This window comes from Serratia sp. ASV30 (assembly GCF_016428815.1).
GTDB classification, from domain to species: Bacteria; Pseudomonadota; Gammaproteobacteria; order Enterobacterales; family Enterobacteriaceae; genus Chania; species Chania fonticola_C.
In genome coordinates this window covers 1-24,951 of record NZ_JAELTL010000060.1, presented here as the reverse complement: position 1 = coordinate 24,951, position 24,951 = coordinate 1, and the positions used below count along the sequence as shown (strand labels likewise).

The 24,951-nt window shown below is 55.3% G+C and carries 20 protein-coding genes; 9 read left to right on the top strand and 11 right to left on the bottom strand.

From position 1 onward, the window contains the following. Window positions 1–124 precede the first annotated feature (124 nt). The 3 genes from fruB to fruA are packed head-to-tail and all read left to right on the top strand — an operon-like array spanning window position 125 to window position 3,896. A complete protein-coding gene (gene fruB, locus JHD74_RS21210) occupies window positions 125–1,258 on the top strand; it encodes a fused PTS fructose transporter subunit IIA/HPr protein (protein ID WP_024484971.1) in 1,134 nt (377 codons plus the stop codon). Next, window positions 1,255–2,193: a 1-phosphofructokinase gene (fruK, locus tag JHD74_RS21205; protein ID WP_024528059.1), complete on the top strand. Its 939-nt coding sequence runs from the start codon at window positions 1,255–1,257 to the stop codon at window positions 2,191–2,193. The genes fruB and fruK overlap by 4 nt, the downstream gene beginning before the upstream one ends. Window positions 2,194–2,207: 14 nt before the next feature. Continuing rightward, window positions 2,208–3,896 (top strand): PTS fructose transporter subunit IIBC, encoded by a 1,689-nt coding sequence (gene fruA, locus JHD74_RS21200; RefSeq protein WP_065683220.1) that lies wholly within the window; start codon window positions 2,208–2,210, stop codon window positions 3,894–3,896. A 64-nt stretch (window positions 3,897–3,960) separates the two neighbouring features. Here fruA and nfo read toward each other — a convergent pair whose 3' ends face one another. Both nfo and JHD74_RS21190 read right to left on the bottom strand, forming a co-directional pair. Next, window positions 3,961–4,800, bottom strand: coding sequence for a deoxyribonuclease IV (nfo, locus tag JHD74_RS21195; RefSeq protein WP_074028242.1), 840 nt, complete (start codon window positions 4,798–4,800; stop codon window positions 3,961–3,963). Between the two features lie 106 nt (window positions 4,801–4,906). Then, on the bottom strand, window positions 4,907–5,992 hold the full coding sequence (locus tag JHD74_RS21190; RefSeq protein ID WP_199063462.1) for a YeiH family protein: 1,086 nt from the start codon (window positions 5,990–5,992) through the stop codon (window positions 4,907–4,909). A gap of 316 nt (window positions 5,993–6,308) precedes the next feature. Between JHD74_RS21190 and yieE the strand changes: the two genes are divergently transcribed. Both yieE and JHD74_RS21180 read left to right on the top strand, forming a co-directional pair. Further along, window positions 6,309–7,196, top strand: a complete 888-nt coding sequence (gene yieE, locus JHD74_RS21185) for a DNA-binding transcriptional regulator YeiE (RefSeq protein WP_199063461.1) — start codon at window positions 6,309–6,311, stop codon at window positions 7,194–7,196. Window positions 7,197–7,330: 134 nt separating this feature from the next. Then, window positions 7,331–8,812 carry an amino acid permease gene (locus tag JHD74_RS21180; protein ID WP_024528064.1) on the top strand — a complete coding sequence of 494 codons (1,482 nt, stop codon included), beginning with the start codon at window positions 7,331–7,333 and terminating at the stop codon, window positions 8,810–8,812. A gap of 124 nt (window positions 8,813–8,936) precedes the next feature. On the opposite strand, the gene JHD74_RS21175 is transcribed toward JHD74_RS21180, so the two are convergent. The 5 genes from JHD74_RS21175 to puuR all read right to left on the bottom strand — a co-directional run bounded on the left by JHD74_RS21175 (window position 8,937) and on the right by puuR (window position 15,706). After that, window positions 8,937–10,922 (bottom strand): ligand-gated channel protein, encoded by a 1,986-nt coding sequence (locus tag JHD74_RS21175; RefSeq protein WP_024528065.1) that lies wholly within the window; start codon window positions 10,920–10,922, stop codon window positions 8,937–8,939. A 250-nt stretch (window positions 10,923–11,172) separates the two neighbouring features. Beyond that, entirely contained in the window at window positions 11,173–12,168 is a 996-nt protein-coding gene (locus JHD74_RS21170; RefSeq protein ID WP_024484978.1) for an ABC transporter permease, read from the bottom strand. After that, complete coding sequence (locus JHD74_RS21165) at window positions 12,165–13,676, bottom strand: sugar ABC transporter ATP-binding protein (RefSeq protein ID WP_199063465.1); 1,512 nt, start codon at window positions 13,674–13,676, stop codon at window positions 12,165–12,167. Before JHD74_RS21165 ends, JHD74_RS21170 begins: the two co-directional genes overlap by 4 nt. 171 nt (window positions 13,677–13,847) lie before the next feature. Beyond that, entirely contained in the window at window positions 13,848–15,128 is a 1,281-nt protein-coding gene (locus JHD74_RS21160) for an FAD-binding oxidoreductase (protein ID WP_199063460.1), read from the bottom strand. 20 nt (window positions 15,129–15,148) lie between these two features. After that, window positions 15,149–15,706 carry an HTH-type transcriptional regulator PuuR gene (gene puuR, locus JHD74_RS21155; RefSeq protein ID WP_021805845.1) on the bottom strand — a complete coding sequence of 186 codons (558 nt, stop codon included), beginning with the start codon at window positions 15,704–15,706 and terminating at the stop codon, window positions 15,149–15,151. A 397-nt stretch (window positions 15,707–16,103) separates the two neighbouring features. Here puuR and JHD74_RS21150 point away from each other — a divergent pair, with 397 nt between their 5' ends. Then, window positions 16,104–17,522, top strand: coding sequence for a glutamine synthetase family protein (locus JHD74_RS21150; RefSeq protein ID WP_199063459.1), 1,419 nt, complete (start codon window positions 16,104–16,106; stop codon window positions 17,520–17,522). 489 nt (window positions 17,523–18,011) lie between these two features. Then, window positions 18,012–19,385 (top strand): APC family permease, encoded by a 1,374-nt coding sequence (locus JHD74_RS21145; RefSeq protein WP_024528069.1) that lies wholly within the window; start codon window positions 18,012–18,014, stop codon window positions 19,383–19,385. Between the two features lie 133 nt (window positions 19,386–19,518). Here the strand turns inward: JHD74_RS21145 and sbcB are convergent, their stop codons facing one another. From sbcB to JHD74_RS21130, 3 genes are all read right to left on the bottom strand, one after another. Next, entirely contained in the window at window positions 19,519–20,946 is a 1,428-nt protein-coding gene (gene sbcB / locus JHD74_RS21140) for an exodeoxyribonuclease I (RefSeq protein WP_071681002.1), read from the bottom strand. An 82-nt stretch (window positions 20,947–21,028) separates the two neighbouring features. Next, complete coding sequence (locus tag JHD74_RS21135) at window positions 21,029–21,232, bottom strand: DNA polymerase III subunit theta (protein ID WP_024528071.1); 204 nt, start codon at window positions 21,230–21,232, stop codon at window positions 21,029–21,031. A gap of 75 nt (window positions 21,233–21,307) precedes the next feature. Next, a complete protein-coding gene (locus JHD74_RS21130; protein ID WP_024528072.1) occupies window positions 21,308–21,493 on the bottom strand; it encodes a hypothetical protein in 186 nt (61 codons plus the stop codon). 245 nt (window positions 21,494–21,738) lie between these two features. Here JHD74_RS21130 and JHD74_RS21125 point away from each other — a divergent pair, with 245 nt between their 5' ends. Then, a complete protein-coding gene (locus JHD74_RS21125; protein WP_199063458.1) occupies window positions 21,739–22,848 on the top strand; it encodes an SDR family oxidoreductase in 1,110 nt (369 codons plus the stop codon). A 54-nt stretch (window positions 22,849–22,902) separates the two neighbouring features. Here JHD74_RS21125 and JHD74_RS21120 read toward each other — a convergent pair whose 3' ends face one another. Continuing rightward, window positions 22,903–23,649, bottom strand: a complete 747-nt coding sequence (locus JHD74_RS21120) for a helix-turn-helix transcriptional regulator (RefSeq protein WP_024528074.1) — start codon at window positions 23,647–23,649, stop codon at window positions 22,903–22,905. A gap of 171 nt (window positions 23,650–23,820) precedes the next feature. Between JHD74_RS21120 and JHD74_RS21115 the strand changes: the two genes are divergently transcribed. Continuing rightward, window positions 23,821–24,888 (top strand): FUSC family protein, encoded by a 1,068-nt coding sequence (locus tag JHD74_RS21115; RefSeq protein ID WP_024528075.1) that lies wholly within the window; start codon window positions 23,821–23,823, stop codon window positions 24,886–24,888. The last annotated feature ends 63 nt before the right edge of the window (window positions 24,889–24,951 follow it).

Here is a 24,951-nt window from a genome sequence, read left to right as displayed (position 1 = left end):
GGTGATTGCTGCTCACACACTCATTGAAACGTTTCAGCGTCATCGATGGCCTGGTTAGGCGATGGGTAACGCTCCTTTTTCTTAACTTGGCTGAAACGATTCAATTCAGCAGGAGAGGAGAACCATGTTCCAGTTGTCACAGCAAGATATTCACCTGGGAGCTGCCGCTAGCGGCAAACAGGAAGCCATCCGGCAGGTAGCGGCAGCGCTTACCTCTGCCGGATGCGTCAGCGCCGCCTATGTTGACGGCATGCTGCAGCGCGAGCTGCAAACCTCTACTTATCTGGGCAACGGCATCGCCATTCCACATGGCACTACAGATACCCGCGATCTGGTGCTGAACACCGGTGTTCAGGTATTCCAGTTTCCACAAGGTATCGAGTGGGGCGAAGGCCAGACGGCCTATGTGGTGATCGGCATTGCTGCGCGTTCTGATGAACACCTGGCATTACTGCGTCAGCTCACGCACGTGCTCAGTGATGACAGCGTCGCCGAACAGCTGGCAAAAACGACTTCAGCCGAAGAACTGCGCAGTTTGCTGATGGGCGAGAAGCTGGCGGCTGAATTCAAGTTTGATGCCTCACTGATTGCTCTTGATGTGGCCGCCGATTCGCTGATGACGCTGCAAGCTTTGAACGCGGGCCGTCTGCAAAAAATCGGAGCGGTTAACGCCCAGTTTGTCAGCGATGTGATCACCCGCAAACCGCTGAATCTGGGGCAGGGTATCTGGTTGAGTGACAGCACCGAAGGCAACCTGACCAGCGCAGCCACCGTCAGCCGCCCGGCACAGGCGTTTGATGAAGAAGGCGAAAAGGTCGCGCTGTTGCTGACCGTCGCCGTCGCCGATCAACAACCGCTGACGGTGCTGAACTACTTAAGCGATCTGTTAGTGAGCCAAAAAGCTGAACGCTTGCTGAACGCCGATGCGGTGGGCGTGCTGGCGCTACTGACCAGCGAAGTTGCCGAAGAGAGCGCGGTTCTGAGTGCGGAATACGTAGTGCGCAATGAGCATGGCCTGCATGCTCGCCCAGGCACTGCGCTGGTCAACGTAATCAAACAGTTCTCCAGTGAAATTACCGTTACCAATCTCGACGGTAGTGGTAAACCGGCTAACGGCCGCAGCCTGATGAAGGTCGTGGCACTGGGAGTGAAAAAAGGTCATCACCTGCGCTTTACCGCCAGTGGTGACGATGCTGAAGCAGCGCTGAAAGCCATCGGCGAAGCCATCAGTGAAGGTCTTGGCGAGGGTGCAGCATGAGCAGAAGAGTAGCAACCATAACCCTGAATCCGGCTTACGATCTGGTGGGCTTTTGCCCGGAGATCGAACGGGGCGAGGTTAACCTGGTAAAAACTGCCGGTCTCCATGCGGCAGGTAAAGGGATCAACGTTGCCAAGGTACTGAAAGATTTAGGTATCGACGTCACCGTTGGCGGTTTCCTTGGTAAAGACAACCAGGATGGTTTCCAACTGCTGTTCAGCGATTTGGGGATTGCCAACCGTTTCCAGGTGGTCCCTGGGCGTACACGTATCAACGTTAAGCTGACGGAAAAAGACGGTGAAGTGACCGATTTCAACTTCTCCGGTTTTGAAGTGACGCCGCAGGATTGGGAACGCTTTGTGGTGGATTCTCTGAGCTGGCTGGGCCAGTTCGATATGGTAGCGGTCAGCGGTAGCTTGCCTGCCGGGGTTGCTCCGGAAGCCTTCACCGAGTGGATGACCCGCCTACGTGCGCAGTGTCCGTGCATCATTTTTGACAGTAGCCGTGAAGCGCTGGTGGCCGGGCTGAAAGCCTCGCCGTGGTTGGTAAAACCTAACCGCCGTGAGCTGGAAATCTGGGCAGGCAAACCCTTGCCGAAGTTGGACGATGTGGTGGAAGCCGCTCACGCCCTGCGTGAACAGGGCATAGCCCACGTGGTGATCTCACTGGGTGCCGAAGGTGCGCTGTGGGTTAACGCCTCTGGTGCCTGGATCGCCAAACCGCCAGCCTGTGAGGTGGTCAGCACCGTGGGTGCCGGTGATTCCATGGTCGGCGGCCTGATCTATGGCCTGCTGATGCGTGAATCCAGCGAACATACCTTGCGCTTGGCCACTGCCGTGGCTGCCCTGGCAGTGAGCCAGAGCAACGTTGGCATCACCGATCGCCCGCAGTTGGCCGCGATGATGGCGCGCGTCGATCTGAAACCCTTTAATTAATCGCAGGAGTCAGAATGAAAACGCTGCTGATGATAGACAGTTCGCTCGGGCAGGCTCGTAGCCACCTGGCGAAACGCATGCTTGAGGCCGCTGCGGCCAAAACCGGCCTGACGCTGGTTAACACGGCCAACGAGGCTGAACTGGTGGTGGTAGCGGGTGTTGCTGCACCTGCTGACGCTGAGCTGAACGGCAAACAGGTTTATATCGGTGATGTGGAACACGCGGTGCGTGAACCTGAAGCCTTCCTGGCCACAGCACAGGCGCAAGCCAAACCGTATCAGGCTCCGGCCCAGGCGGTAGCACCGGCAAAATCTGCCGGTCCGAAACGTATTGTTGCCGTTACCGCTTGCCCGACCGGCGTTGCGCATACCTTTATGGCGGCCGAAGCCATCGAGAGCGAAGCCAAGAAACGTGGCTGGTGGGTGAAAGTGGAAACCCGTGGCTCCGTCGGTGCCGGGAATGCAATCACCCCAGAAGAAGTGGCTGCGGCCGACCTGGTGATTGTCGCGGCCGATATCGAAGTGGATCTGGACAAGTTTGCCGGCAAGCCGATGTATCGCACCTCGACCGGTTTGGCGTTGAAGAAAACTGCGCAGGAACTGGATAAGGCACAGGTAGAAGCCGAGATCTTCCAACCGCAAAAAAGTGGCAGCACCGCGAGCTCAGGCAAGAAGAAAGAGAGCGCAGGGCCTTATCGCCACCTGCTGACCGGCGTGTCTTACATGCTGCCGATGGTGGTGGCGGGTGGTCTGTGTATTGCGCTGTCATTCGTGTTTGGTATCAAGGCGTTTGAAGTCAAAGGTACGCTGGCTGCGGCGCTGATGCAGATCGGTGGTGGTTCGGCCTTTGCGCTGATGGTGCCGGTTCTGGCGGGCTACATTGCGTTCTCCATTGCGGATCGTCCAGGCCTGACTCCGGGCCTGATTGGCGGTATGTTGGCGGTCAGCACCGGTGCGGGTTTCCTTGGCGGTATTATTGCCGGTTTCCTGGCGGGTTACGTGGCCAAGGCCATCAGCGGTAAACTGCGTTTGCCACCGAGTATGGAAGCGCTCAAGCCGATCCTGATTATTCCGCTGGTTGCCAGCCTGATCACCGGCTTGATCATGATTTACGTGGTGGGCACGCCCGTCGCCAAGATCATGGTTGGCCTGACCAACTGGCTGCAATCGCTCGGCACCGCCAACGCGGTACTGCTGGGCGCAATCCTCGGTGCGATGATGTGTACCGATATGGGCGGCCCGGTCAACAAGGCGGCCTATGCCTTTGGTGTGGCGCTGTTGAGCTCTTCGGTCTACGCACCTATGGCGGCGATTATGGCGGCAGGTATGGTGCCACCGCTGGCGATGGGGCTGGCAACCATTCTGGCTCGTCGCAAGTTCGAGAAGTCCGAGCAGGAAGGGGGCAAAGCCGCGTTGGTGTTGGGCCTGTGCTTTATCACTGAAGGGGCAATCCCGTTTGCTGCCCGTGACCCGATGCGCGTTCTGCCGTGCTGTATCGCTGGTGGTGCTTTGACCGGTGCGCTGTCGATGGCCTTCGGTGCAAAACTGATGGCACCACACGGTGGTCTGTTCGTGCTGTTGATCCCAGGTGCTATCTCGCCGGTGCTGCTGTATCTGCTGGCGATTGTGGCGGGTACCCTGCTGGCGGGCGTGGCCTATGCGGTCCTCAAACGCTCTGAAGCGCCGGTAGCCACGGTCGCGTAACGACAACCACAAAATAAAAAACCGGCATCTGAAAAATGCCGGTTTTTTTATGTCTGCAGAAAAATTACTGCTGCGCTTTCAGCCAGGCAATCTCCTCTGCCCAGATATCCGGGTTCACCGTCTCCAGGATCAGCGGGATATTATCAAAGCGCGGGTCGCGCATGATATAGCTGAACACGGTCTTACCGATATTGCCTTCACCCAGGCTGTGGTGGCGGTCAACTCGGCTGCCAAACTCGCTCTTGGCATCGTTAAGATGCATACCGCGCAGGTAGTTAAAGCCCACCACGTCACCCAGCTCTTTAAACGTCTTCTGGCAGTCCTCTTCGCTACGCAGATCGTAACCGGCGGCGAAAGCGTGGCAGGTATCAATACAGACGCCGACGCGGCTCTTGTCTTCTACACCGTCGATGATCGCCGCCAGATGTTCAAACTTGAACCCCAGATTGCTGCCTTGCCCGGCGGTATTCTCGATCACGGCGGTGACGCCCTGGGTTTTATCCAGCACGATGTTGATTGACTCGGCGATCCTTGCCAGGCATTTATCCTCATCGATCTGCATCAGGTGGCTGCCCGGGTGGAAGTTCAGCAGCGTCAGCCCCAGTTGCTCACAGCGTTGCATCTCATCAAGAAACGCCTCGCGGGACTTCTCCAGCGCGTCCGTTACCGGATGGCCGAGGTTAATCAGATAGCTGTCGTGCGGCAGGATCTGCCCTGGGCCGAAGCCGTACTGTGCGCAGGCACTTTTAAACTTGTCTATCACGTCGGCAGGCAGCGGGGCGGCCTTCCATTGACGCTGATTTTTAGTGAACAGGGCGAATGCGGTCGCCTCTAATTCGTGTGCGCGGATCACGGCCTGATCTACGCCGCCAGAAGCGCTGACGTGTGCACCGACAAACTTCATTTTCATTCTCCTGTGTTAACGCTGCCATTATGGCATTGATAAGCGAAGGATTGAATGGCGGGGGTAAAACAAGCAGGCCCGAAAGCTCGGGCCTGAAGAGGGGGGATCACAACAGGTGCTGCACCAACAGGTTGATTGCACCGCCGCCAACGATCAGCCAGACGAACAGCAGCGTCGCCAGCAAGATGGGTTTCACACCAGCCTGACGTACCGCGCTAATGTGGGTGGTCAGCCCTAAGGCGGCCATTGCCATGGCCAGCATCCAGGTGTCGATGGTGATCAGATGCTGTACCAGCGTGGCCGGGATCAGGTTGAACGAGTTCAGCCCGGCAACGGCGATGAACAATACGGCGAACCACGGAATGGTGATGGCCGATTTTTCACTCTTGCTGCCGCTGCCGCTACCGGCCCGGCGGCTGATATAGCCAGACAGCAACAGCAGGAACGGGGCCAGCATCATGACGCGGATCATCTTGGCGATCACCGCCGCGTTTTCCGCATCCGGGCCGATGGCATGGCCAGCAGCAACCACCTGAGCCACTTCATGGATTGTCGAACCTGCGTAGATGCCGAAGGTTTCCTGCGTCAACGGCAGCCATTGGAAGTGCTCATTCAGTTGATACAGCCACGGATAGGCAAAGATCGCCAGCGTACCAAACACCACTACGGTAGAGACTGCGACGGCAACCTTGCTGGAGTCCGCCTTCAGCACCGGCTCGGTGGCCATTACGGCTGCGGCTCCGCAGATGCTGCTACCGGCACCGATCAGCATGGTGGTTTGGCTATCGAGGCCGAACACTTTTTTACCCAACCAGCAGGCCAGCAAGAAAGTGCTGCTCAGGGTCAGGGCATCGATAATGATCCCGCTGGCCCCCACGTCGGCAATTTGCTGGAAGGTTAAACGAAAGCCATAAAGAATGATCCCCAGGCGCAGCAGCCGCTGTTTGGCCAACTGTACGCCGGTGTGGCAGCTAGGCTGCAACCAGGGATAAAGAGTGTTGCCAACCAGGATGCCGAACAGGATCGCCAGCGTTAGAGCGCCTAATCCCAACCCGGCAATCCAGGGTACATCGCCCGCCCAGACCGAAAACGCGGTCAGCGCGCCGGTCAGCAGTAAGCCTGGTATCAACCGGGGTAGTCCAAACAGGGGAAAACGCTGTTCGGGATAGGGTTGAGTGCTGTGACTCGCCATGATTATTCTGTCCTCTGCTAAATTCCTGAGTGCAATGATAAAAGCAGGTGACCTAAAAGAGAAATTGATTATATATTTATAACCTATCGGAATAAGTGGTTTATCGCCTGGACGGTTCGGCTACGTCGCCAAGCCTAATCCTGTAAACGTGATAACCTTATAAGGCAGGGCGGTGAGCTTACCGACGCCGTGTGACTGTTTTTTTGGTGTTTTAATTTAAATGGTTTTGTCTTTACCTTATGGATTTCAAGCACAGGTAACAACGCGGCAGCTTGAAAGACGCGGGTATAACCATTCTCTTTATGTCGAGGCTGTTATGCATATCACTTTGCGCCAACTGGAAGTTTTTACCGAGGTGCTGAAAAGCGGATCCACCACTCAGGCCTCAGTGGTATTGGCTTTATCACAATCGGCGGTCAGCGCGGCGCTGGCCGATCTGGAAGGACAACTGAAGGTGTTGTTGTTCGATCGCGTGGGTAAACGCCTGGTGATCAACGAACATGGCCGCTTGCTATATCCCAAAGCACTGGCTCTGCTGGAACAGGCTGGGGAAATTGAACAGCTGTTCCTGCATGACAGCGGCGCGTTACGTATCGCCGCCAGCAGCACCATCGGCAACTATATGCTGCCAGAGATGATTGCCCACTATCGCAAAGATTTTCCTGCTACTCCGTTGGAATTGAATGTGGGGAATAGCCAGGAGGTGATTGTTGCAGTAGCCGATTTTCGTGTCGATCTGGGGCTGATCGAAGGGCCGTGCCACATGCCTGAGTTGGTCACCCAGCCGTGGCTTGAAGATGAGCTGGTGGTGTTTGCCGCGCCGGATAACCCATTGCTACGGCAACCGGTGACTCTCGCAACGCTGGCCAGCGCCCCTTGGATCCTGCGGGAGCGGGGGTCTGGCACGCGGGAAGTGCTGGATCATTTGCTACTGGCGCACCTGCCAAACTTCCAGTTGGTGATGGAGTTGGGCAACTCGGAAGCGATCAAGCACGCGGTGCGCCATGGTATCGGCATCAGTTGCCTGTCACGTCGCGTTGTGGAAGAACAGCTGGCTAGCGGAGCCTTGGTGGAACTGAGTATCCCTCTGCCGCCATTGATGCGCACGCTGTATCTGATCCATCACCGGCAAAAACACCTTTCCAATGCGCTACAGCGTTTCTTGAGCTATTGCATTGGGCAACATCCGCTCAAGGTGGCATAAAGTCATCATTAGGACCGCTGCTAATAATTGGCCGCGGATTATGAAGCTATCTTATATCAGGGCAATGTTACTAGTTCGCTGGCGGGTATTTGTTACAATCCGGCCCTCATTTTTGACGAGCAGATAGGGTAAGAATGGCTCAGCAGGATATAAAAACAGCGGGGCAGCAAGCACCCGGATTACGCCGCGAGCTGAAAGCGCGGCATTTAACCATGATTGCCATTGGCGGTTCCATCGGTACCGGCCTGTTTGTTGCCTCTGGCGCAACGGTTTCCCAGGCAGGTCCAGGCGGCGCGTTACTCTCCTATGCATTGATTGGTCTGATGGTGTATTTCCTGATGACCAGCCTGGGTGAGCTGGCGGCGTTTATGCCGGTTTCAGGATCGTTTTCCACCTATGGTGCCAAGTATGTTGAAGAGGGCTTCGGCTTTGCGCTGGGCTGGAACTACTGGTACAACTGGGCGGTAACCATTGCGGTCGACCTGGTGGCGTCACAGCTGGTGATGAACTACTGGTTCCCAGACACGCCGGGCTGGATCTGGAGCGCCCTGTTCCTTGGCCTGATGTTCTTGCTTAACTACATCTCGGTCAAAGGCTTCGGTGAAGCGGAATACTGGTTCTCGCTGATCAAGGTGAGCACGGTAATTATCTTTATCGGCCTTGGCGTACTGATGATTTTCGGTATCCTGAAGGGCGGTGAAAATGCCGGTTGGCATAACTGGACGATCGGTGATGCGCCGTTTGCCGGTGGCTTCTCGGCCATGATTGGCGTGGCGATGATCGTCGGCTTCTCGTTCCAGGGCACCGAGCTGATCGGTATCGCGGCGGGCGAGTCGGAAGATCCGGGCAAGAACATTCCACGCGCGGTGCGCCAGGTGTTCTGGCGTATTCTGCTGTTCTATATCTTCGCGATCCTGATCATCAGCCTGATCATTCCTTATACCGATCCAAGCCTGTTACGCAATGACGTGAAAGACATCAGCGTCAGTCCGTTCACGTTGGTATTCGAACATGCTGGCCTGCTGTCTGCGGCGGCGGTGATGAACGCGGTGATCCTGACGGCGGTACTCTCTGCGGGTAACTCCGGGATGTATGCCTCAACCCGTATGCTGTTCACGCTGGCTTCGGAAGGCAAGGCACCACGCATTTTCGCCAAGCTGTCAAAAGGCGGTGTGCCGCGTAATGCGCTGTATGCCACCACCGTCGTGGCGGCGCTGTGCTTCCTTAGCTCGATGTTTGGTAATCAGTCCGTTTATCTGTGGCTGCTCAATACCTCGGGCATGACCGGCTTTATCGCCTGGTTGGGGATCGCCATCAGCCACTACCGTTTCCGCCGCGGCTATGTGATGCAAGGGAATAGCCTGAGCGATCTGCCGTATCAGTCCGGTTTCTTCCCGTTGGGGCCAATGTTTGCCTTCGTGCTGTGCTTGATCATCACGCTGGGGCAGAACTATCAGGCCTTCCTGGCGGACCGTATCGACTGGTACGGCGTGACGGCGACCTACATCGGTATTCCACTGTTCCTGATTATCTGGTTCGGTTATAAGCTGACGCGCGGCACCAAAGTGGTGAAGTACAGCGAAATGGAATTCCCGAAGTGGAATCCTGACAAGTAAGTGATTGGCTCTAGACGCGGCGGGTTACCGCCGCGTTATCTCCCCGTAAAAACCCCCCAGTTAAACGCTAACCAAAAAAAGGGCCGCACGATGGCAGCCCCTTGTTACAAACTATACTCGGCAATCAGAAGTTGTAAGTCATGCCTACGGTATAACGACGGCCATCCAGCGTGGTATTGTAGTGTTCGTAATCCACGGTTTTATCCAGAATGTTGTAAACCCCGCCGCTAAGCTGCAGGTTTTTAAGCGCCTGGTAACTCACCCCGGCATCAACAAACGTATAGGATGGCGTGCTGACCGCCATGGAGGTACGGCTCAGGTATTCCGAGGTTTCGCTGCGGAAGTTAACGCGTGACCACAGGCCGAGATCCTCAGTGGCTTGCCAATCCAGCACGCCATTGATCATGTGCTTCGGCATCTGGTTCAGCGCCTTGCCCTGGAACTCACCGCTCTTTTGTTCAGACTCGGTAAAGGTGTAGTTGGTGCTCAGCTTCCAGTCTTCGGTGATCTGCCAGCCGGTGGTCACTTCGACACCGCGCATATTGGCTTTATCCACGTTGACGCGGTCGCTGACGAAATCATAAGTGGTGTTACCGATGGTGCAGGCCGGATCCTCTGAACTGTTACAGCGGCGAACTTCGGTGATCTTGTCTTTGAAATCGGTGTTGTACAGGGTGACGCCTGCGTTCAGCCCCTCCTGGTTATCCCACAGTATACCGACTTCTTCACTGATGCTTTTCTCTGGCTTCAGATTCGGGTTACCCACGATGATGCCGTTGCTCACGCCACCGCCGGTGATCTGGCCCCAGTTGGCAGAGGACTGGCGCAGGTCTGGCGAGCGATAACCCGCAGAAACTCCGCCTTTTACGGTCCACATCTCTGTCAGGTGCCACACGCCATACATGCGTGGTGTCCAGTGGCTGCCGTAGTTCTGATCGCGATCCATACGGATCCCGGTGGTCAGGCTGAAATCGTTGGTCAGCGCCCATTCGTCTTCGGCGAACAGCGCCCAGCTCCAGCGGGTCAACTGGTCTAAACCGTCAGCGGCTTCCAGCTGGTTGCCACCGTCCTGCAATTTCTCGTAGCGGTATTGCCCGCCGAGGTTCAGCATGTGGGAGCCAAGGTCAAACTGGGTCTGGGTATTGAAGATGGTGTTGTACATCTTCATGTTACGTCCGGGGTTATTGGTCTCTTCGCGCTGAATGTAGCTGGTGCTGTTACCAAAGTCGTAATAGCCGTTATGGGTGATCGAGTAGTTATTACGGGTATACAGGTTGTCGCTGGAGGAGTTCGGCTTACAGACGCCTTTGCGGCAGTTTTCTAATGCTACGGACTTACCCGGCGTGCTGTTGCGATCCTGCAGGGAACGGCCGATTTCGAAATCAAAATCGTTCTTTTCATCCGGCGTCAGGCTGAATACCGCCGTGCCGCTGCGCATACGCTGTTCGTTAAAGCCATTGGTGAAGTGGTCTTCCCCACGATGGGAGAACAAACCATTCACCCGCAGGCCAAGTAGCCCCTCGATCAGCGGGCCGGAGGCGTAGGCGTTGGTCTGGTAGATATCACCGGAATCCCGGTCTTCCTGAATGGTGGCATCGCCTTGCAGGGAGCCAACCCAGTCTTTAGTGGTCGAGGTTTTGCGCGTGATGATGTTGATCACCCCGCCCATGGCATCGGATCCATAGAGTGAAGACATTGGCCCGCGTACCACTTCAATACGTTCAATAGCCTGCAATGGCGGCAACCAACCTTGCTCGATACCGGCATTATCGCTGTTAGGGCGGGTGCCACGCGTATCGACACGTTTACCATCGATCAGGATCAGCGTGTATTTGGAGGACATACCACGAATGCTGATATCGCTGCTGCTGGCACCGCCGGTTACCACCACGCCCGGCACGTCTTTCAACGCATCGGTGACGTCGCGGTAGGCGCGGGTTTCCAACTGTTGGCGAGGGATCACCGAAATGGTGGCCGGCGAATCTTGAATTCTCTGCTGGAAACCGGAGGCGGTGACCACCATGGTATCTTCAGTTTGTGCCAGAGCGCTGCCGCTGGCGAGTGATGCGAGGATTAACGCGGTTAAAGTGTTATAGCTTGGCTTTTCCATGGGTTAAATATTCCCGTCCCGAGGTCAACAGGTTTTCCTGTTAGTTGTTTGATTTAAAAGAATATGTTTTCACGCTGCCGCGAGAATTTCCGTTGCGTGAGTAAAACGTCAGGCCATTGTAAGGAAATTGACAGAAATGTAAATGCAAATGATAACTCGTATCATTTGTATATTTGATCAGTAATGTATTGAAACCAGAGGAAAAGGAGGGGGATAGCCCGGCGCACTGCAGTGGTGCGCCGGGGGGAGGTCAGCGTTTCTGGATGTAAGTGATCGCCAGTGCCAATGCCAGCACCAGCCCTTTAATGATATCCATGGCGTAGTAGGGCACGGAGAGCATCACCAGGCCGTTTTGCAATACGCCCAGGATAATCGCGCCAACCAGGGTACCCAGAGCATTAGGCTTGCCGGAGCCCGCCAGGGAGAAACCGATATAGGCTGCTGCTACCGCATCCATCAGGTAACCGCCACCAGCGTTAACCTGTGAGGAACCGATACGTGACGCCAGCAAAATACCGCCAAGGCCCGCCAGCAGGGAGGAAAGCACGTATGCGGTAACCCTGTAACGTACCGTGCGGATACCGGAAAGCCGGGCAGCCTCCGGGTTACCGCCGATGGCATACATCCGGCGGCCATGCTTGGTCAGCGACAGGAAAAGCTGCATGATCACCGTCACCGCCAGCATAATCAGCACGATCACCGGCACCTGGCCCAGCGTGGAAAACACCTCTGGGATCACGCCTTCGGCCATATCCCCGTTTGGCAGCACCATATTCTGGGTGATGGAGCCGCCGTAGCTGTAGGTCATGGCCACGCCCTGGATAACGAACAGACTAGCGAGCGTGGCGAGCATATCGGGGATCTTCAGCACCACGATCAAAAAGGCATTGAACAGGCCGACCAGCGTGCACAGCAGCAGCGTCAGCACGATGGCACCGGTAGTGCCGAAGCCGTACCAGGCAAACAGCGAGATCACCAACGCATTAGCCAACGACGCCGTTGAGCCGACGGAGAGATCGAAGCCGCCCACAGAAAGTGAGATCGACACGCCAATGGCAATCACCGTCACGATGGCGATCGAACGCAAAATGTTGATGATGTTGTTGGCATCGAGGAAATTGTCGGAAGCCAGGCCAAACAGCGCGATCAAGGCGACAACGGTGAGCAACATCCCCCATTTATACAAAAACTCAAACAGCTGGTGGCGCCAGGGCAGAACGCTTTTCAGGGATAATTCTTTACTCACGCAGGAGTTCCTCCGGTGGAATACAGTAATAGGGTTTCTTCATCAATATCGGCGGCGCTGAGTTCTGCTACCACGCGGCCATCCCACAGCACGCAGATACGGTCGCACAGGCCCACCAGCTCGGAAAACTCGCCGGAAGCATAGATAATGCCTTTGCCGTCACGTGCCAAACCGTCGATCAGCCGAAACAGATCCTGTTTGGCCTTGATATCCACGCCTTTGGTGGGTTCGTCAAAGATCAGTACGTCGGCGTTGCCACGTAACCATTTGCCGATCGCCACTTTTTGCTGATTGCCGCCAGACAGGCGAGCCAGCTTTTGCTGTGGGCCAGAGGCCCTCACGCCAAGCCGCTGCATAATCTCTAATGCCCAGCGCAGTTCTCGGCGGCGGCTAAACAGGCTCCAGCGTGAGAAGCTGTCATCGGCGCTGACGCTGAGGTTCATCGGGATGGCTTCGTGGATAAAAATGCCTTCCTTGCGGCGCTCTTCCGGCACCAGCGCCAGGCCTTGTGCTACCGAAAGATGTGGCGAATGCGGTGCCCAGGGTTTGCCGTGCAGCTCTCCCTGCGTCAATTTACTGGGGGTTGCGCCGAATAACGCTTTGCAAAGCTCGGTCTTACCTGCACCCGCCAGCCCGGCAATGCCTAGGATCTCCCCTTGATGCAGAGTTAAAGAGACGTCACGCAGTTTATGGCGATCGTGCAACCCCTCTACCCGCAGCAACGGGCGCGAGCCGTGCGGTGGGCGGGGGGCCGGAAAGATATCGTCCAGCGAATGGCCCAGCATTTTTTCGACGATCTGCTCACCGCTCAGGCCCAGCATGCTGCCTTCACCGGCATGACGACCGTCGCGCAGCACCGTCAAATGGTCGCAGACGGTTTTCAATTCGTGGATGCGGTGGGAAATAAACACGATGCCGATACCTTCGGCGCGCAGGCGGCGCACGATGTGGAACAGGCGTTCGCTCTCATTGCTGTCTAGCGGGGCCGTCGGCTCATCAAGCACCAGAAAACGGCAGCGGTGGGATAGCGCCCGGGCCAGTAGCACCTGCTGTTTCTCCGCCAACGTACAGGCTTCCAGGCGTTGGCGTGGGTTGATATTCAGCCCAAGCTGCTGCAACAGCGCGGCGGCCTGGCGATGCAACTGCCGCCAGTTCAGCAGATGGCCCGGCTGATTGAGCCAGTCCAGCATGATGTTTTCCGCGACGGACAGCGTGGGGATCAGCGCCACATCCACCTCCTGCTGCACCACCTGGATCCCGTGCTGGCGGGCCTGCAGCGGCGAATGAATATCGACCTTTTGGCCGTCGATAAAGATTTCACCCTGGTAATGGTTATGTGCGCCAGAGAGAATGCCCATCAGCGTGGATTTACCCGCGCCGTTGGCCCCCACCAACGCATGGGTCGAACCGCCTTGCAGCGTAAAATCGACATTTTGCAGTGCGTTGAACCCGGCAAAGGCGATGGAGATATTACGCATCTCCAGGCGTGAAGCGGTGTTGGTCGGCATAGTTTGGCTGAAGACGTTGCGCCCCTCGTGTTTCAAATCGCGGCGTGGTGGCGGCAACGTGAAATTCATTTGGATGTATAGACGGCTAAAGAAACTCTTTTGTAACACGAATTGCCATTTTTGCAACATGCAAAATGCGCTTAACCCGATAAAAGCGGCTTGGCGGGGGGATCAGAACCCTAAGCGATCGCGCAGGGCATAGTAGGCGGCCCCTAGCGCGGTAAATGGCACCTGTAAATGGCGGCCACCGAAGAACGGCAAATGGGGAAGTTGGGCGAAAGCATCAAAGCGTTCCGCGTCGCCGCGCAGCACTTCGGCAATCAGTTTGCCTGCCAGATGCGTCAAGGTCACGCCGTGGCCGCTGTCGCCTTGCAGGTAGTAAACGTTATTTTCCAGGCGGCCAAACTGTGGCATGCGCGACAGGGTCAGCAGGAAATTGCCGGTCCAGCGGTAATCGATGCGCACCTTCTTCAACTGCGGGAAGGTTTTGAGCATCAAGGGCCGGATCCTGGCCTCGATATCCGCCGGATCCTGTGCGCCATAGACTACGCCCCCGCCGTATAACAAACGGTTGTCTGCCGTCAGGCGAAAGTAATCCAGCAGATAGTTACAGTCTTCAACGCAGTAATTATCCGGCAGCAGGGAAAGGGCCATATCCGCAGATAAAGGCTCGGTGGTGATGATTTGTGACCCGCAAGGCATGCTCAGACGGCTGAGGCGGGGTTCCAGCTTTTCCCCCAGATACGCGTTGCCTGCCAGGATCACCAGATTGGCGCTGACGGAGCCAAGAGCAGTGTGTAGCTTGGCGGGTTGACCATAATCGATATGAGTGACCGCCGATTGTTCAAACAGCCGTCCACCATGGCGGCTGACCGCCTCGGCCTCACCTAGCGCCAGATTTAACGGATGCAAATGACCACCGTGGCGATCCAGCAGCCCGCCGACATAGCGTTCGCTGGCAACGGTGCGGCGCATGGTTTCCCCGTCCAGCAGTTCCAGTTGCGGGTGGCCATAACGCTGCCAATGCGCCATTTTCTCTGTTAACGCGTTGAATTGTTTGGTCGTTAAGGCGGCAGAAACCGCGCCGGGGCGATAGTCGCAGGCGATGGCGTAGCGATCGATTCGCTGGCGAATGATCTCCGCACCTTCAAACATCATGCTGCCGAGCATTGCCGCTGTCTGCTGGCCGTAGCGAGCCTCAATCACATCGATATCGCGGCTGTAGGAGTTGACCACCTGCCCGCCATTGCGCCCACTGGCTCCCCAACCGATGCGGGCGGCTTCCAGCACTACCACGTCGTAACCGGCCTCGATCAGGTGCAGTGCGCTGGAAAGTCCGCTAAAACCGCCACCGACAATGCAGACATCGCAGCGGATAGCCTCGTTCAGCTGGGGATAAGGAGCGTGGGGGTTGGCGCTGGCGGCATAATAGCTGGCAACATGTTCCATCATCACTCCTCCGGCGGATCTTGTCAGAAGGTGGTTGGGGTGTGTGCGCTGACGATCTTGCAAACGCGCGTTGAGGTATTGCTGAAGCTGTGGGGCATGCCGGTGTTGATGGCATAGCTCTGGCCAGCGGTCAGCAGATAGGTCTGGCCGTTGACCGTCAGCATAATCTCCCCCTCCAGCAGCGTGCCGATCTCTTCGCCCTGATGTTTGATCTTCTCACCGGTGGTGGTGCCCGGTTGATAGGTCTCCAGCATCATGGCCAGGCTGCGGGTAGGGCTGCCGTTATGCACCAGCTTCATCGAAACGCCCTGGCTGCCGATCTCGATCAGATCGTCCGGCTCGATCACCACTTTGGGTTCATCTGGCCGTTCAGGTTCAGCAAAAAATTCAGACAGCGATAGCCCATAGACCTTCAGCAGTTTCTGTAGCGTACTAATGGCAGGGCTGACTTTGTCCTGCTCAATGGTGCTGATGGCGCTGTGGGTTAATCCGGACAGTTCGGCGACCCTGCGCTGTGACAAACCCAAGTGCTGACGGATCTGCGACAGGCGCTTGCCTGGTGCCAAGCTGACTTCGCTCATAGCGGTAGTTCCTTCTGATAGGAGCGACAGGTTGGGATCACACCCGGAGCCGGGTACCTGTCTAAGTGATATCGAAACCACATGATATCGGTAGTTGGGCGGTCGTTGTAAAATATATTGCCCATGTTTCCCCCTGGTCTGGCGGAAGAAATTCTGTACCAACAAAGCGAAAACAACGCCTTTTCGGTCAATATTTTATCAATTTAGCAGTCCCTGGCGAATAATCAAACGCCATTGTAACATTTGCAAACCATTTATGTTAAAGCTATGTTTCATGTTATGGGTGTTATTTTGAGCGCCAGCCTGTGGCGCACTCTATAGAGAAAACAAACCATGTGTTAAGTCAATCGGCAAGCGGATGCGAAGGCATTCCCAAGAGCACAACGGCAGGTGATGTATGCAAACCAATAGCGCAGTAGTAGAAGATTTTGCACAGCATAATGAAGAAAGGCGAAGTAGCGCGTTCCAAAGTGAGGTTGCTCACTATTTGGAACGCCATCCTGCCACGCAGTATATCGATATCCTTCTCACCGATCTCAATGGTTCCTTCCGCGGTAAACGCATTCCCGTCTCCGGGTTGAAAAAAGTTGAAAAAGGCTGCTATTTCCCCGCCTCGGTGTTCGCTATGGATATTTTGGGCAACGTGGTCGAAGAGGCCGGATTGGGCCAGGAACTGGGCGAGCCGGATCGGATCTGCATGCCTGTGCCCGGTACGCTGACGCCGTCGGCGGCAGATCCGCAACACGTTGGTCAGGTATTGCTGACCATGCTGGATGAAGATGGTACTCCCTTTGACGTTGAACCCCGCAATGTACTGAACCGAATATGGCAGGCGTTGCGCCAGCGCGGACTGTTCCCGGTGGTAGCGGTAGAGTTGGAGTTTTATCTCATCGATCGACAGCGAGACTCGGCAGGTTATCTGCAACCGCCGTGCGCGCCGGGCACTCAGGAGCGTAACGTACAGAGCCAGGTCTATTCGCTGGATAACCTCAACCATTTTTCAGGGGTGCTCAACGACATCGACACGCTGGCACAGATGCAAGGGCTACCGGCGGATGGTGCGGTGGCTGAAGCTTCCCCCGGCCAGTTCGAAGTAAACCTGAATCACACCGACAACGTGCTGCAAGCCTGCGATCATGCGCTGGCGCTGAAGCGGCTGGTGCGTCAGGTGGCCGAACATCACCATATGCATGCCACCTTTATGGCGAAACCTTATGAGGAATACGCGGGGAGTGGCATGCACGTCCATCTCAGCGTGGTAGACAGCGCGGGGAAAAACCTGTTTGCCGAAGCGGATGGCGAAGACTCGGCGCTGCTTAAGCGGACATTGGCCGGGATGATCGCCTTGATGCCCGCATCGATGGCGGTGCTGGCACCCAACGTCAATGCGTTCCGCCGTTTCCAGCCGGGGATGTACGTGCCGATCCAGGCGTCCTGGGGCCATAACAACCGTACCGTGGCGTTGCGTATTCCCTGTGGCGATGCACAAAACCACCGCGTGGAGTACCGAGTGGCCGGTGCCGATGCCAACCCTTATCTGGTGGTGGCGACGATCCTGGCGGGGATGCTGTACGGGCTAGACACCGAATTGCCGCTGCCAGAGCCTGTGACCGGCAACGGTTTGGAGCAGGAGGGTCTGCCGTTCCCGATCCGCCAAAGCGATGCCCTGTACGAATTCGAGCATCAGCACGAACTGAAACACTACTTCGGTGAACGCTTTTCACGGGTTTATCACGCCTGCAAAATGGGTGAGCTGATGCAGTTTGAGAGATTGGTAACGGAAACCGAGATTGACTGGATGCTGAAAAATGCCTGATATCAGGCACCCTGATGGCGAGCAAGGGCGTTTTTCCTGATATTAAGCAAAAGAATTTGTATTAGAAGGTTTCAGGATCTTGTCTTTCTGTGATCTTATGGCAAAATACGCGAAATGCAGATAGCCGACGTTTTTAACGCGTCGGTTATTTTTTTTTTGCATTATGTTTTACCAACGTGCGTTTCATACACCAAGCGAGGCCGGACATCGAGCCGGATAGATAAATAGGTTCGTCGCGATCAACCAAAACTTTATGGTCGTGACTCATGAGGATAAGAAAGATGGGGCAATTTTTCACCTTGGCACCGGTGCCCGCCGGTTTCCGTTGCGGTCGCAGCGATTATGGAGCAACACAGGCTTTTGTGCCTAGTTATCCAGCTTCCCTCATCCCCCTTTTAGAATTCAGTCGCACGTTGCGAAGTTTCCCCGCAACCTTGAGTCTTGGCGTGTCTATTATCCGCAAGACTGAAGGTAAGGGGGGGCTACGCGATGTCCGATAACATCATCACCGCCGCACCAGCTGCCGGCCAACGCGCCCAACTGCGTAAAACACTGACTTTAGTCCCGGTCGTCATGATGGGTCTGGCCTATTTGCAGCCCATGACCATCTTTGACACCTTCGGCATCGTCTCCGGCCTGACCGACGGTCACGTCGCGACCGCGTACGCCTTTGCTCTGCTGGCGATCCTGTTTACCGCCCTGAGCTATGGCAAACTGGTGAAGAAATTCCCTTCCGCCGGTTCTGCCTATACTTATGCCCAGAAAGCCATCAGCCCGCACGTCGGCTTTATGGTGGGTTGGTCATCGCTGCTGGACTACTTGTTCATGCCGATGATTAACATCCTGTTGGCAAAAATTTACCTGGAAGCCATTTTCCCTGGTGTGCCTTCGTGGATCTTCGTTGCGGCCCTGGTCGGCCTGATGACGGCGTTCAACCTACGTGGCATCAAGCTGGTGGCCAACCTGAACTCCATTATCGTGGTGGTACAGGTGGCAATCATGATCGTGTTCCTGGGCCTGGTGATTAACGGTATCTCTCACGGTGAGGGGGCTGGTACGCTGGTGAGCAGCCGTCCGTTCTGGTCTGACAACGCGCACGTGGTGCCGATGATCACCGGTGCGACCATTCTGTGCTTCTCGTTCCTCGGCTTTGACGGCATCAGCTCGTTATCCGAAGAAACCAAAGATGCAGAAAACGTGATCCCGAAAGCCATCTTCCTGACGGCCTTGATCGGCGGCGTGATCTTTATCGTGGTGTCGTACTTCGTGCAGTTGTACTTCCCGGATATCTCGCGCTTCAAAGATCCTGACGCATCACAGCCGGAAATCATGCTGTATGTGGCTGGCAAGTTCTTCCAGTCGGTGATCCTGGTGTTCTCGTGCGTAACCGTACTGGCTTCCGGTATGGCATCTCACGCGGGTGTTTCACGTCTGATGTACGTTATGGGCCGTGATGGCGTATTCCCGGAGCGTTTCTTCGGTTATGTGCATCCAAAATGGCGTACTCCGGCGCTGAACGTGCTGCTGGTTGGTGCGATAGCGTTGTCTGCCGTTTCGTTCGATTTGGTTACGGCTACGGCACTGATAAACTTTGGCGCACTGATCGCGTTTACCTTCGTTAACCTGTCGGTGATATCGCAGTTCTACATTCGCGAGAAACGCAATCGTACGCTGAAAGACACCTTCAACTACCTGATCCTGCCGGTAATGGGGGCGTTAACCGTCGGTGCATTGTGGGTCAACCTGGAAGTCAGTTCGATGACGCTAGGCCTGGTCTGGGCGGCGATTGGTCTGCTGTATCTGACGTTTGTCACCCGCAGCTTCAGCCTGCCGGTGCCACAAGCAAGCGAAGACGTGGCTTAATCAACTTACCTGCCTCGCGATAGCAAAAAGGGTTCCACATGTTGGAACCCTTTTTATTACTAACGAATCTTATCCGACTCGCTGTGTAGGGGCGCCACATGCTGCGCCCGTTAATCAATGGAAAAGCACAGGGCTATCCCACCAACTGTTTGCCGTAATCAAACAGCGCCTTCAGCAACGCCATCTTCTCTTTATCCCCTTCGTGCAGGTTGTACAGCGACTCCAACTGCAAGATATAGCTCTGCACCCGTTCAGCACTCAGCACCTCTTGGCGGTGCTGCAACCAGCGGCGCTGCTCGGCGTCGTCCAGCGTATTGGGGTAGTTACGGGCCCGGAAGCGGAACAGCAGCTCTTTCATCCGGCCATCGCTGAAGGTCAAATCCAGCGCGGGTAGATTCTGCGGTTTGGTTTGCTGAATGATCCTCATCGCCGCTTTGTCGGCATCGCTGAAGAAACCGTCGTACAGTTTGGCATCCACATCATCGTTCGGGGTGAAAGGAGCGGCTTCGGCAAATATGGCTACCACTTTTTCACGGATCTCCGGGTGCTGGCGCAGCACCTTCAGATTCTCCAGACACGCCTGACGATCAATGCCTAGCCTGTCTGCGTTTTCTGGCAGCAACGTCTTGGCCGGAGCCAGCACCGGGCATTTATTGATATGCACCAGCTTGATCGGCACCGGGGCCTGATCGGCTGCCAATTGATCGCGGCGGGTGTAGAGGCGTTCACGCAGCTCGTCGGCATTCAGCTCCAGCAGCGGGGTAATATCCCCTGCCAGATCGCACATAATCACCGCATTTTTATTGTCTGGGTGCCAGGCCAGCGGTGAAACCCAACTGGTGTTACCCCTGGCCGCGCCAAACATGCCGGATACGTGCATTAATGGCGTCATTTCCGCGACGTCGATCAGCGCATTGAGCTTGTGTTTGTTGCGGTGCTGCAACAGGTAGTCAAACAGCCTTGGCTGCGCCTGTTTGACCAGCTTGGCCATGGCGATGGTGGCATGGACATCGGACATCGCATCGTGAGCGTGCTCGTGTTCAACGCCGTTGGCACGCGTTAGGTGCTCCAGACGGAAGCTGGGAAAGCCATCTTCATTTTCTGGCCATATGATACCTTCCGGGCGCAGGGCGTAGCAGGCACGCATCACGTCTAGCAGATCCCAGCGCGAATTGCCGTTTTGCCAGCTGTAGGCGTAAGGGTCGTAGAAGCTGCGGTAAAAGATGTTGCGGCTGACTTCATCGTCAAAGCGGATATTGTTGTAACCCAGAATACAGGTGCCAGGGACGCTGAACGCTTCATGAATACGGCGGGCAAACTCGGCCTCGTTAACGCCTTTTGCCAGCGCCAACTGAGGCGTGATGCCGGTGATCATCACCGCTTCGGGGTCGGGCAGGTAGTCATCGGCTGGCGCACAGTAAAACACCTGCGGTTCTTCGATAATGTTGAAATCCATATCGGTACGCACCCCGGCAAACTGCGCCGGGCGGTCCATTGACGGGCTTTTGCCGAAGGTTTCGTAATCGTGTATGTAGAATGTGGCCGGTGCCTTGCTGCTCAAAATCGCATCTCTTGTTGGCGTAGGGAATAGCCCTATTGTAACGGCGCGATCACCGATGCCAAGTATTGGTTAATGCTTAACGTTAAATTGAGTGGCGCTGCGCAGTGCGATAGAAGTTCAGCCGTTGCTGAAAGTAGCCGCGTAGATGCGTGGGGACGTGCGTCTCGGCGCTTTCCCACTCGGAGGCGTAGCCGTAGCGCTCGCTATAAATGATTCTTAGTGCCAGCAAATCGGTTTGGATCCTTTCACGTTCTTGCTGGGGTAGGCCATCCAATGGTCGTGGCATGTCTTTCTCCCTTTTCGATAGCGCATAATATGGGGCTAAAGAGAATTTGTCGCTACCTCATTCAGGGCATAACCTTCACAGCGCCTGTGCCAGAGTGAGGTGGTGCTTTACTGGCTTGGTGCTCATCGCCTGTTCTTGTTGGCCATGATCGTGCTGATGATCCAGGGATTTAGCATAGGTATAGAGACCGCTAATCAGGGCTAGCCAGAATAGCGTGCAAACGGTTAATACAGCCAGCCAGACCTTTTGGTTGTAGCTCATGATAGCTCCTGAACAAATGCATGGGATTAATCTCATTAATTAAATCAGAGACAACATAAATGTTATTTAAACGAGCGAAATAAAAGGTGAGTCTACTTGTTACCAATCCCCCAATAAATGTTTCAGGGTTTTCTTAAGATAATATTAAGAAGATGAATTTAGCATTCAGTGCGTTTCTATTTAATATTGGTTTATAAATATAGGCATACACTCAACTCCATTCAATGCCAATGTGGGTTTCAAAGATGAAAACGTTACTGTTGACTGGGGCGACCGGCTTCCTCGGTGGTGCGGCGCTCGAAAAATTACTGATTGAAAATCAAAAAGTTAACTATCTTCTCCTAGTGCGTGCGGAAACTGAGGAGCAGGGGTTAGAGCGTATTTACACTAATATGGAAAAGTTCAATCTAGATAAAAATATTCTGAATAAACTGACAGTAGAGAATATTTTACTGGGTGACTTAAGTGAGCCCGAGTGTTTTTTGTCTGACGCTCGTATTAACAGCGTAACTCATGTTGTTAACTGTGCCGCGGTCGCGTCATTTGGTAATAACCCACTTATTTGGAAGGTTAACGTTGAAGGCACGCTGGCATTTGCACAGCGAATGGCTCAGGTGGTTGGATTAAAACGTTTTCTGCATGTGGGCACGGCAATGTCTTGTGCACCTCAGGTGGGCTCGCTGGTGGCAGAAAGCGCCGAGTTTGAAGAAACCGCCGAACATTTGGTGGAATATACCCGCTCCAAATCGACCATCGAGCAACTGATGCGGCAAACCTGTCCGCAGCTGCCGCTGGTGATTGCCCGGCCCTCGATTGTAGTGGGGCATACGCAGCTGGGTTGCAAACCCTCCAGCAGTATTTTCTGGGTGTTCAGTATGGCGTTGATGCTGCGTAAGTTTATGTGTTCGCTGCAAGATAGCATCGATGTGATCCCGGTGGACTATTGCGCCGATGCGTTAGTGCTGCTGCTCAACCGCGAGAGCTTGGATAACGATGTTTACCATATCTCGGCGGGGGAGGAGAGCAGCGTCAGTTTTGCGGATATCGATTATGCCATCGCCGCCGCACTAGAGGAGCCACCGGTGGGCGATCGCTATGCGCAGGTCAGCTACGAAGCCCTGTTGCAAATGCGCAAACAGTTGAAGGATATCTTCGGGCCGTGCAATGAGCGCCTGATGTTGAAAGCGATGCGTCTGTACGGCTCCTTTGCCATGCTGAACGTGCGCTTTAGCAACGAAAAAATCCTCAAGCTGGGCATGCCTAAGCCGCCACGCTTTACTGATTATATTGGCCGCTGCGTGCAATCGACCCGTGGGTTGTCGATACCGCAGCAAATGGCGGTGGATTTTAAATAGCGGCTGAGTGGTTGGTACGCAGGGGCGCCGCATGCTGCGCCCGCTTCCAGGATCTTACCAGGAGGAGGATGACCAGAATACCCGGCCCAGCACCACCAACTGCTCTTTGCGCTGTGGATAGCTGAGCCGTTCATCCTGGTACTCTTCCCGATTCAAAGAGCGGATGACCACGCCACCGTCGGGCTGCTCAATCAGGATCTTGACCCGTAACAGATTGCCGTGGCGGATGGCATAGGTTTTCCCTTCGCGGATGCGGGTATCGACGGTATTGATGCCCACCACGTCGCCATCCTGCAATCGGGGTTCCATGCTGGAACCTGAGATGCGGATAATGCGTGCCGCGTTCACCGGTACCCCCATCTTGTGCAGATAGTAGCGGCGGAAGATCAGCGAAAACTCTTCGCTATCGACAATTTCGTAGCAGCCGTCACCAGCGGAGAAATCGATATCCAGCAATGGGATCTCCACAAACTCTTCCTTGTCCTGCTCGGTATCTTCCCATACCACGGGTTTGAGCCGTGCCGGTTGGAAATCCGATTCGGCCGCCACGTTGGCAAACGGCTGTTCCAGCGCCTTCTCATGGAATACATCGAACCAGCCTTTGGGCAAGCCGAGTTTGGCCTCGATGCGTCTGGCGAGGTTGTCGCCCAGGTTGCGGGAGGATTTTTCACCGGTGATCTGGCTCAGCGTTGGCGCAGAAGATCCCACCAGTAGAGCAAACTCATTCTGGTTGGTGCCTTGCCGGGCGAAACGTGCCATCAGATCGCGCAGGTTGTTGCGCCTGATTTCTTTGGTTTCCATGCGCCGATGATCTCACTCTTTAGCAAAAAGGTAAATCCTCTGCCGCTAAAATCTTTAGCGTAAACTTAAACCTCTCCTAATCAGGAAACATCTTTCAACAGCTTGTGTTGTACGTCAGCCGCAATGTTCCACTAAAATAAGGGTTTTACAGCAGGGTTGGTGGGGACAAGCGTGCGTCTGGATAGAAAAATCTCTTCTTTTGAACATCTGATCTACCGTAATTACCGTATCGTCCACGGGGTACGGATCGGGTTGGCCTTTATCCTGACCTTTCTGTTGATCCGTTTGCTGGCGGTGCCGGAAGGTACCTGGCCGTTGATCACGCTGATCGTCGTGATGGGGCCGATCTCTTTTTGGGGTAACGTGCTGCAACGGGCGCTGGAACGTATTGCCGGTACGGTGTTTGGTGCGGCTTCTGGCCTGATTGCGCTATACCTGGAGCTGTATTCACTGCCGGTGATGCTGGCCTGGTGCGGGGTGGTGATGTTTGCCTGCGGCTATCTGACGCTGGGCAAACGGCCCTATATGGCGTTGCTGGTGGGCATTACGCTGGCAGTGGTCATCGGTGCCGGGGCCGGCGATATATCTATCGCACTGTGGCGCAGTGGCGATGTGATTTTTGGTTCGTTGCTGGCGCTGTTGTTTACCAGCATCTACCCGCAGCGGGCTTATGTGCTGTGGCGAATGAAAATGGCGGATTGCCTGGAGACGGTAGGGAAGATCTACGGCGCTTACCTTTCACCCAACATGATTGAGCGGCCCCGGCTGGAGCCTAGGCTCAAAAACTTGCTGGGCGATGTGGTGAAGCTACGCACACTGATCGCCCCCGCCAGCAAAGAGACTCATATCGCCAAACCGGTCTTTGAAGCGGTACAGACCCTGAGCCGCAATCTGGTTTGCACGTTGGAGCTGTTAGCCGATGCTTACTGGGCCTCGCGTGAAACCCATTTTATTATGCTCAATGCCAAAACCTTGCGTAGTTCACAGTTGTTGACGCAGCGCGCTATCGAATCGCTGGCGAATATTATGCGAGATGGTGAGCCCCTGCATGCGCAGGTCATTGCCGGTGAACTGAGCGATATCTCCGCTGAGCTGAAGACATTAATGCAAGAGGCCAGTGCTGCTCAACTCAGCGAAGCCCCTATCTATGGCTATGTCTGGCTGAGCATGGAACTGGCGCAGCAGTTGGAAGAGTTGGGCGATCTGCTCAAGGTCTGTACGGCCAATACTCAGGAATAGTGGATCAGATCATGAAGCAGGTGCATCAGGATAGGGTCAATGCGCTAAAGTGGGTAAGATAAG